The organism is Mesorhizobium silamurunense (assembly GCF_014843905.1).
In the GTDB taxonomy this organism is placed as follows: domain Bacteria; phylum Pseudomonadota; class Alphaproteobacteria; order Rhizobiales; family Rhizobiaceae; genus Mesorhizobium; species Mesorhizobium silamurunense.
On the sequence record NZ_LPVS01000042.1, the window covers coordinates 1 to 7,200 of the forward strand.

Genomic DNA, 7,200 nt, shown 5'->3' on the forward strand with positions numbered 1-7,200 from the left:
ATACCCCCGAGTCATAACGCCGCGGCCGCCACCGGTTTTGCCCCGGTTACCCATATCCTCGTTCGGTTAGCCAAGCCCAAGATGGCGAACCTGCGCGCATCGCTTTGATTTTGTTGACTTACGGTGGGCCGCTGAGGACTGCCAAACGTCGTAGAGCGTCCAGCTATTCCACGCAAACAGGAGAGCAGGCGCACACGATCCGGGTCCGGCGCCTGGTGAAGATCCACCGGGAGAGGCGGGTGATCTGGCGGGACGAGGCATAGCTGAACGACTTGGGCGCCGAGCAGCCAAGCTCGGCGCCGGCTTCGATTACCCGCGCACGTCAGCAAAGCGGCTGTCAGGCCTGCGATTGATAAGGCTAGTGCGGTCGCAGCAATGTCGTCTTCTGCTTCGGCAATCACTACGACATCATGTTTGCCAAGCGTCCACAACAGAGTGTGAACCTTGACCCCGCTTTTGCTGGCCATCGCCTTGAAGGCCTCAGCCCGCTTCTGAGTATCCTTTATAGTCCTGATACCTTGATCGGTGAAATTCGACAGTAATACGTAATGAGCCATTTGTTCCTCCCACAATGGGGAACCGGCAGGGCGCTCACGGCGCGTCCGCCGTTTCCCGGAACCACGATAACACGAGCTGGGTGCGCGAACCACAGGCGGTCAAGAAACGACAACGGCGCTCGGTGGCGTGTCGACCATTCTCGATCAGTTGCGGAGAAGATCGATCCCAATCTGTACGAGGCAGCCCAGATGGCAGATATTGGTCAGCAGGCGTGCCGTCCACATGACCTGGACCGCCGGGTCGAGACGGCCGACATGAGAGGACAAAGTCCAAGCTATGGCTGCCATGAACCATCGCGTCGTCACCGTGTTCGGTGGAACCGGGTTTCTCGGCCGCCGCGTTGTTCGGCATCTCCGCAATGGTGAGTTTTTCGTTCGGATCGCATCAAGACATTCGGAACGAGCCAAGAAGTTGTTTGGTTCTGATGATCCGCAACTTCAATCGGTTGAAGCCGATATCCGTGATGAGCGTGCGATCGCCGATGCGCTTGCCGGTGCTTACGGCGTTGTAAATGCGGTCAGTCTCTATGTCGAACGAGGACAGGAGACCTTTCATTCCGTGCATGTCGAGGCGGCCCGGCGGGTCGCAGCTCAAGCACACCGAGCCGGCGTCGAACGGTTCGCTCACGTTTCAGGAATCGGTTCCGATGTTGCCTCGCCGTCGCTCTACATCCGCAAGCGTGGCGAAGGCGAACAGGCGGTGCGTGCCGCGTTTGCTGATGCCACCATCATCCGTCCGGCGGTGATGTTCGGACCGGATGACGCGTTTCTCACCATTATTCTCAAGCTTCTGCGCCGGCTTCCAATCTATCCGATGTTCGGTCGCGGCCTGACGCGATTGCAGCCGGCCTATGTGGGCGATGTGGCAGAGGCGACTGCAAGAGCGCTGCAGGGGACGCAAACGCATGCGATCACGTATGAGTGCGGCGGTCCCCGCGTCTACTCTTACGAGGAATTTCTCAGAGCCGTTGCACACCAGGCCGGCCTTAGACCGATACTGGTCCCAGTGCCATTTGCCGCTTGGCACGCACTGGCATGGGCCGCGGAAATGCTTGCGAGTCCGCCTGTCACTCGCAATCAAGTGGAACTGATGCAGGTCGACAACGTGTCGTCGCCACAGATGCCCGGATTTGAAGAACTTGGCATTTCGCCGCACCCGGTCGAGGAAATACTCCAGGAGATGTTGCGCGACCCCTGATCAACGAGCCTTTTCGGCACCGCTCTCAGCCGCCACGATTGAGTATCCGCAAATTGTGCTAACCGGCCGATCATCAATGCGAACTTTTGGTCCGTTCCGATCGTTGGGGTGCCGAGTGCCTCTCTACGAACCGGCGATGAGGTTGATCTTCGCGGCCATGATGAAGTCGTTCTCGTGCAATCCCTTGATCTTGTGAGTCTGCAGCGAGACTGCCGCATAACCCCAGCCGAAGCAGATGTCGGGATGATGCCCTTCTTCTTCCGCCAATCGGGCAACTTTGTCGACGAAGCCGAGCGATTGACGGAAATCCGCAAATTTGAAGTTGCGGCGTAGCAGGCGCGCCTCCTCCAGTTCCCAGCCAGGGGTCTGGGACAGATAGCCCTCGGCTGCCTCCTGCGTTAGCGGCGCAACGCCGCCGCGGCAGGGCGTACAGGTTTTCTGAGCAATACCACCGGTCATGACAACCTCCCTTCGTGCTCATTCCTCGTGCAGCGATCGCGTTTTCACCTCGCCCGGTATTTGCTCGCATAGTGCTTTGCAAGAAGCTTGCGAATCTGCTCGGCAAGGCGCTTGTTGCCGGTCTTCGCCCGCGCCTTGTCATTGCCTTTTTGCAGCTTCGGCAGATCGGCGCCCGGGCCTCGATTCGTTGATTTGCGCATCGCAATAGATCAACGCCGGCACGGACAACCGGTTTCGTTAAAGGACGATCTTCACAGGACTGCCGATCGCGAGACCGAGCTCGCCGTCCGCACGCCCTTGATTGACAGCGATCTCGGCAAGCCCGTTCGAGTTCTCGTACCAAAAGGCCGTGCCCGGCGGCCGATCGCGGAAGGTCGTCACGCCCTCCAGCACGCGATCTGCAGCGGCGAGCCTTGCGCCTGCCGGCAGCCTGGCTGCTCTCAGGCCGGTCATGGCATTGCCGAAATGGTCGATATAGACGATCTCGGCGAGGTCCTCCGGCCAGTCTCTACGGCGATCTGCTTCATCCAGGCGCGGCCTTCCGGGCGGCGGCTCACGGCGTGCCAGCATGGCCGCGACCGGGGCAAACAGGTCACGCCCGTGAAAGCTGGCAGACAGGCGCTTTGGCTTCCAGTCGATATCCCAGCTGAACGTATCAGCGGCGCGGCGCTGGATCAGCTCGAACAGGCCGTTGCCGGGGCCGACATACCAGCGACCGTCGGCCTCGACGATGACCGACGGGCGCGTCCCTCCGACGCCTGGATCGACGACACAGAGAAAGACGGTCCCCGCAGGAAACCACTCCGCGTAGGCCGCCAGCAGGTAGGCCGACGCCTTGGGATTGCCGACCGGCGCGTCGGAGAAGAGGTCGATCGCGGGGATGCCCGGCGCCATCTGGTGCAACATAGCCTTCATCTGACCCGTGTAGGGGCCGTGCAAGCCGAAATCCGTGAACAAGACAATCATGGGCGGGCACCGAATGCGCTGCGATGGACATACAAATAGTCGGCCGGAAGGCGCATCCGCCGGCAGGCCTGAACGGCCGGGTTGGTTTCCATAACGAGGCGATCCGCCAAAGCCCCTGCCTGCCGGACTGCCTCGGCTTCCCACCTGTGCAAGCCGTGCCCGGTGAGCCCCAACAGCGCCTGCATCCAATCAGGCACCAGATCAACGGCAGCCGCTACCAGCAGGTGCTGTGCCGGCCTCAGCGGCAGCGGCAGCATAGGCGCCGAACGCATGATGGCGAGAAATTCGAGCACAATGGCCGAGCCCTCCAGCCGTCCGGCAGTCGCATGGAACAGCGCTTCAAGCTCGGCTTCCGATCCCGGCGCGCCCGTGGCGCCGAAAAGGCGCGCGGCGGTAACGCCCTCGGCATAACAGCGGTCGCGCTCCGATGCGGAGAGCTGCCGCACATAGGTGTGATAAGCTTGGACAAAGCCGTACGCCGCCGTGCCCTGAACCCAATTCAGAAGGTCGGGGTCATTGGCGCAATAGGTCGCGCCAGACGATGTCACGCCTGCGACCCGGTCGTGTATCCGCCGAACGCGGGCGATCATGGCCTCGGCCGTGGTGCGGGAACCGTAGATCGTCACCATGGCAGCGAGCCCCGTGCTGTGCAGTCGCCGAATTGGATTCAGGCGGAAAGACGTATGCTCCCATACGCCAGTGCGCACGCGCGGTTCTGCAAGCTCCATGACCACGGCGGTGACGCCGCCGATGAACAGCGAAAGCGGGTTCTTGAACACGCGCCACGACACGGAGTCCGGCGATATCAGTCCGGCCTCGCCGATCGGTCGCGAGAAATCGATGCGAGGCCGGTCGCCGGGCTGCAGCACCGCCCGCGTTATCGCCTCCAAGAGGCTTTGCAACGGCCAAGGCAGGACGATCGGCGTGGTCATGGCAACGAGCGCCATTCACAAGAAACGCGTGCTTCCAAGCAGTGCAGTTGGGCCGCTGGACGCACCTGGCGAAACTACGGCCACCTTCTGCGGAGCTCCTTTGCGCACCGTAGCTCAATTGGATGACCGTGCCCACCACCAGTTCACATTGTCGGCCAGGACAGCGCAAGCCTTCCCCCTGGCGCAGTTCCGACGCCCGTACCAAACTGCCCGCTTTCTCTGTCCAGGGTCTGCTGCAACCAGGCAACGTCCCTGTTAGCCGCGCGGATGAGCTGGAAACGCCGGATCTGGAAGGGCACCAGTTCGAGCGCGACCAGATCGCTTCCGGGACCAAGGTCGGCGATATACATCAGGGCAAGGTCGGGCCGGAATTCCCCGTGGCCTTTGATGCCTTCATAGTCATTCAGGAAGTCGCCGCAGCCATAGAGAATGAGGCGGTTCCGGTACACTTCGATGGATTTGGCATGATGCGATGAGTGGCCGTGAACGATGGATATGTCCGCCCTGTCGATCAGTTCGTGGGCGAACCACCTTTGCTCCCCCGGGATGTCATAGCCCCAGTTTGGTCCCCAATGAAGGGAGACCACGACCACATCATTTTCTCGTCGGTCAGTAGCCACCAGATCGGCTATCGCTGCGACAGTCGCATCGGAAAGCGCAGGTAGAAAGTTCACTCCGGCCCGGTCATGCGTCGCCGCCCAATGTCGAGGGACACCGCTCGTCTTCGAGGCAAACGAAAAAACAAGTGCGCGCCCCGCGTCGGTGTCTGCCAAAATCGCCGGGGCGCTTGCTTGGGCGGCATTGCGCCCCGCTCCAGCGGTCTTGATTTGCAAACGCTCGAGTGTTGCCAGGGTCTCCAGCAGCCCGGCGCGCCCCCAATCAAGAACGTGATTGTTAGCGAGAACGCAGCAGTCGATCCCCGCGGCGACAAGGCAGTCGGCGTTCTCGGGGCTCATCCTGTAGTTGATGCCCTTGGCGACATAGGCGTCGCAGCGCGTAATGCTGGTTTCGAGATTTATGATGCTCGCGTCCGGCCGCGCCCGCTCCAATTCCTGCAGCGCTGCGCCCCAGATGTAGGGGAAGTCGACTGGCGTCGGTATCGGTTGGTTCGCCGCCTCCGCCATCCGGACATAGTCTATGGCCGATTGCACATAGCGCTCGTGAAGACGAGGGTCACACGGATGTGGAAGCGCCTGGTCTATGCCTCGCCCCGTCATCACATCGCCACAGAGAAAGATCCGCATGACGCGTACCAGCCGGGCCCATCACGATCAGTCATGCCGCCCATGACCCGCAGGCCTTCCTCAATTGCCGCAGTTCACACGAGCGAAGACCATCATCGCTCATATACTCCGACGAGAACCGCCTCGGCGAGGAGATGCTTGCGCGCTTCTCGTTCGACCGCCTGACACGATGGGTCGTTGCCGAGCGGCAGGTGATCGATCGACAGCGCAAGCAACCGGAAGTGATAGCGGTGTCTGCCATGGCGATGCGGTGGGCAGGGACCACCGTAACCTGGTCGCCGGAAATCGTTGGTTGCCTGCTTGAAACCTTGTTTGCCGGCGTGCTGGGCAGCGCCTTCGGCCAACTCTACACAATCGGCCGCAATGTCATAGGCCGCCCAGTGATGCCAGATCCCCGCCGGGGCGTCTGGATCATCGCAGAGAAGGACAAAGCTGCGGGTGCCGGCCGGAGCGCCGGTCCAGCCGAGGGGAGGGGAACGATCCTCACCGTCGCAAGTGAAACGCCGCGGGATCGTCGTACTGTTCGCAAAGCTGCTTGAACTGAGCTGCATGGGTCGCCCCTAACGCTGTTGCCGCGCCGCGCAACACTCAGTCCCAAAACGCTAGGTGCCAGGCAATGCTGGTAGGAAGCGCGGGCGCCGCCTTGAGGCTGCGTTGCGACACGGGCTTCACGGTTGATCCGACGCAAGGATAGGCGCTCTATCGAAAATGTACGAGACAATATTGAATGGCAGTTCGTTTCGCCCTGCCGCCCCGTCCAAGCGCCGCGTCGCGCGCATCGTAGCCAGTGATGGCAAGGCTGTGATATCATTGCGCAAGGTGCGCCGCGGTTGGCAATTGCCACTCCCGCGCAGCCTGACACCGTGCAGTGCTGATCGGGTCGCGGGTCTCGTCCCGTCGAACGAGTGGCCTCGGATCATGGAACTCGTCGTTGCTCTTGGGCTGATCGTCTTCAAGGTCGCGTTGCTGATTGCGATTCTGCTGCTGCCCTTGCCGCTGACGTGGCTGGAACGCAAGATCGCGGGGCACATCCAGCAGAGGATGGGGCCGATGCGTGTGGGATGGCATGGGCTGCTGCAGCCGGTGGCGGACGGGGTCAAGCTCTTGACCAAATCCGATCCCCGCAACCAGTCTTCAAAAAAAACTCCAGCAAACTCAGCGAGTTGCTGGAGTTTTTTGTTTTTGGCGCAGCAATTGACTTTTGGTGACCTTGGTCTCAAATCCCAGCTTGGCTAGAGTTCGCAGCATGCTGAACGCCATTCACCACGTCGCGCTCATCTGCACCGACTACGACCGGTCGCGACGGTTCTACGTCGAACTCCTCGGCCTCGATCTGATCCGGGAGAGTCTATCGGGAGGAGCGGCAATCATGGAAGGCTGATCTGCGGATCGGGTCCGTCCAGCTGGAATTGTTCTCCTTCCCTGCCCCAGTGATGCGGCCGTCCTATCCAGAGGCGACAGGCCTGAGACATCTGGCATTTGCCGTGGCGAATCTTGATCCCGTAATTATGCGCCTGGAAGCCGCTGGCATTGCCGTTGAGCCAATCCGGATCGACCCATATACAGACCAACGGTTTACCTTTTTCAGCGACCCAGATGGATTACCGCTGGAACTCTACGAAGCCCCATAAGGAACGGTTCGCTTTCGCGACCACGTCATCGGAGGTGGGAACGGCAATCGGCAGATATAATCCGCCAACTCGGGTGCGTCACAGGGCTCCTTGCCACTGGCTAGGAGGCCGACCGCTCTGCGCCGCATCTCAGCCGTCGAGGGCGCCTTTGCCGCTGCCCGCAAGCAGATGAGGTGGATGGCTCCCGCTCCCGGCATCACAGTGCCACAGTGG

General features: G+C 61.2%; 11 protein-coding genes. 4 read left to right on the forward strand and 7 right to left on the reverse strand.

What is annotated here, in order from left to right; genetic code table 11:
• Positions 1-11: 11 nt before the first annotated feature.
• Entirely contained in the window at positions 12-557 is a 546-nt protein-coding gene (locus tag AU465_RS36490; protein ID WP_246506038.1) for a GYD domain-containing protein, read from the reverse strand.
• Between the two features lie 277 nt (positions 558-834).
• Here AU465_RS36490 and AU465_RS11935 point away from each other — a divergent pair, with 277 nt between their 5' ends.
• Positions 835-1,755 (forward strand): complex I NDUFA9 subunit family protein, encoded by a 921-nt coding sequence (locus AU465_RS11935; RefSeq protein ID WP_192247154.1) that lies wholly within the window; start codon positions 835-837, stop codon positions 1,753-1,755.
• Positions 1,756-1,878: 123 nt separating this feature from the next.
• Here AU465_RS11935 and AU465_RS11940 read toward each other — a convergent pair whose 3' ends face one another.
• From AU465_RS11940 to AU465_RS11965, 6 genes are all read right to left on the reverse strand, one after another.
• Positions 1,879-2,214 (reverse strand): 4a-hydroxytetrahydrobiopterin dehydratase, encoded by a 336-nt coding sequence (locus AU465_RS11940; RefSeq protein ID WP_192247156.1) that lies wholly within the window; start codon positions 2,212-2,214, stop codon positions 1,879-1,881.
• 44 nt (positions 2,215-2,258) lie between these two features.
• Complete coding sequence (locus AU465_RS11945) at positions 2,259-2,414, reverse strand: hypothetical protein (protein WP_192247158.1); 156 nt, start codon at positions 2,412-2,414, stop codon at positions 2,259-2,261.
• Between the two features lie 37 nt (positions 2,415-2,451).
• Positions 2,452-3,180, reverse strand: a complete 729-nt coding sequence (locus tag AU465_RS11950) for an SAM hydrolase/SAM-dependent halogenase family protein (protein ID WP_192247160.1) — start codon at positions 3,178-3,180, stop codon at positions 2,452-2,454.
• On the reverse strand, positions 3,177-4,112 hold the full coding sequence (locus AU465_RS11955) for an oxygenase MpaB family protein (RefSeq protein ID WP_246506039.1): 936 nt from the start codon (positions 4,110-4,112) through the stop codon (positions 3,177-3,179). The genes AU465_RS11950 and AU465_RS11955 overlap by 4 nt, the downstream gene beginning before the upstream one ends.
• A gap of 143 nt (positions 4,113-4,255) precedes the next feature.
• Positions 4,256-5,356: a CapA family protein gene (locus AU465_RS11960; protein WP_192247164.1), complete on the reverse strand. Its 1,101-nt coding sequence runs from the start codon at positions 5,354-5,356 to the stop codon at positions 4,256-4,258.
• A 92-nt stretch (positions 5,357-5,448) separates the two neighbouring features.
• A complete protein-coding gene (locus AU465_RS11965; protein WP_192247166.1) occupies positions 5,449-5,907 on the reverse strand; it encodes a YbhB/YbcL family Raf kinase inhibitor-like protein in 459 nt (152 codons plus the stop codon).
• A 367-nt stretch (positions 5,908-6,274) separates the two neighbouring features.
• Here AU465_RS11965 and AU465_RS36495 point away from each other — a divergent pair, with 367 nt between their 5' ends.
• From AU465_RS36495 to AU465_RS38030, 3 genes are read left to right on the forward strand one after another with little or no spacing between them, the layout of a single operon-like run.
• Positions 6,275-6,592: an NADH-quinone oxidoreductase subunit H gene (locus AU465_RS36495; protein ID WP_246506043.1), complete on the forward strand. Its 318-nt coding sequence runs from the start codon at positions 6,275-6,277 to the stop codon at positions 6,590-6,592.
• A 10-nt stretch (positions 6,593-6,602) separates the two neighbouring features.
• Positions 6,603-6,737: a VOC family protein gene (locus AU465_RS38025; RefSeq protein ID WP_281396750.1), complete on the forward strand. Its 135-nt coding sequence runs from the start codon at positions 6,603-6,605 to the stop codon at positions 6,735-6,737.
• Between the two features lie 28 nt (positions 6,738-6,765).
• Positions 6,766-6,987 (forward strand): VOC family protein, encoded by a 222-nt coding sequence (locus AU465_RS38030; RefSeq protein WP_446685768.1) that lies wholly within the window; start codon positions 6,766-6,768, stop codon positions 6,985-6,987.
• Positions 6,988-7,200 lie beyond the last annotated feature (213 nt).

Excerpts from the sequence above, each read along its gene's own strand:
- AU465_RS36490 (WP_246506038.1), bottom strand. The coding sequence starts at position 557 with ATGGCTCATTACGTATTACTGTCGAATTTCACCGATCAAGGTATCAGG.
- AU465_RS11935 (WP_192247154.1), top strand. The coding sequence starts at position 835 with ATGGCTGCCATGAACCATCGCGTCGTCACCGTGTTCGGTGGAACCGGG.
- AU465_RS11940 (WP_192247156.1), bottom strand. The coding sequence starts at position 2,214 with ATGACCGGTGGTATTGCTCAGAAAACCTGTACGCCCTGCCGCGGCGGC.
- AU465_RS11945 (WP_192247158.1), bottom strand. The coding sequence starts at position 2,414 with ATGCGCAAATCAACGAATCGAGGCCCGGGCGCCGATCTGCCGAAGCTG.
- AU465_RS11950 (WP_192247160.1), bottom strand. The coding sequence starts at position 3,180 with ATGATTGTCTTGTTCACGGATTTCGGCTTGCACGGCCCCTACACGGGT.
- AU465_RS11955 (WP_246506039.1), bottom strand. The coding sequence starts at position 4,112 with ATGACCACGCCGATCGTCCTGCCTTGGCCGTTGCAAAGCCTCTTGGAG.
- AU465_RS11960 (WP_192247164.1), bottom strand. The coding sequence starts at position 5,356 with ATGCGGATCTTTCTCTGTGGCGATGTGATGACGGGGCGAGGCATAGAC.
- AU465_RS11965 (WP_192247166.1), bottom strand. The coding sequence starts at position 5,907 with ATGCAGCTCAGTTCAAGCAGCTTTGCGAACAGTACGACGATCCCGCGG.
- AU465_RS36495 (WP_246506043.1), top strand. The coding sequence starts at position 6,275 with ATGGAACTCGTCGTTGCTCTTGGGCTGATCGTCTTCAAGGTCGCGTTG.
- AU465_RS38025 (WP_281396750.1), top strand. The coding sequence starts at position 6,603 with ATGCTGAACGCCATTCACCACGTCGCGCTCATCTGCACCGACTACGAC.